At 64.3% G+C, this 499-nt stretch carries 1 protein-coding gene; it reads left to right on the top strand.

Annotated features, from left to right (window positions below; translation table 11 throughout):
* Positions 1-499, top strand: a 499-nt coding sequence (locus V3391_RS17525; RefSeq protein ID WP_332079743.1) for an EAL domain-containing protein, incomplete at both ends; no start/stop codon positions are given.

Here is a 499-nt window from a genome sequence, read left to right as displayed (position 1 = left end):
TGACCGTAGCCCGCATCGGCGGCGACATCTTCTGCGTGCTGGGCGATTCGGCCCAGGTCAATCCGGCCAACATCCTGGCGCTATTCCAGCGCGCCTTCAGCATCGACGGCCAGGATGTGCAGCTGTCCGCCACACTGGGCCTGGTGCGCCTGAACGAACACGAAGGTAGCGGCGCCGATGCGTTGAAAGATGCCGACATCGCCCTGAAACGCGCCAAATCGCAGCAGCGCGCCGGCCACTTCTACTTCTCGCGCTCGATGGGCGTGGAGATCCGCGAACGGGTGCGCATGATGCACGCGCTGCGCACGGCGTTTGGCCAGAACCAGCTGTTTGTGGTGTACCAGCCGCAGATCGACCTGGCCACGCGCCGGCCAGTGGGCGCCGAGGCGCTGCTGCGCTGGCAGACGCCGGACGGCAAGTTCATCTCGCCCGACCGCTTTATTCCGATTGCCGAGTATTCCGGCCTGATTATCGATCTCGGCGAATGGGTAATGCGTAC

This window comes from Luteimonas flava (assembly GCF_036584485.1).
In the GTDB taxonomy this organism is placed as follows: domain Bacteria; phylum Pseudomonadota; class Gammaproteobacteria; order Xanthomonadales; family Xanthomonadaceae; genus Luteimonas; species Luteimonas flava.
The sequence above is the reverse complement of the archived record's forward strand: the minus strand, read 5'-3'. Positions and strand labels throughout refer to the sequence as shown.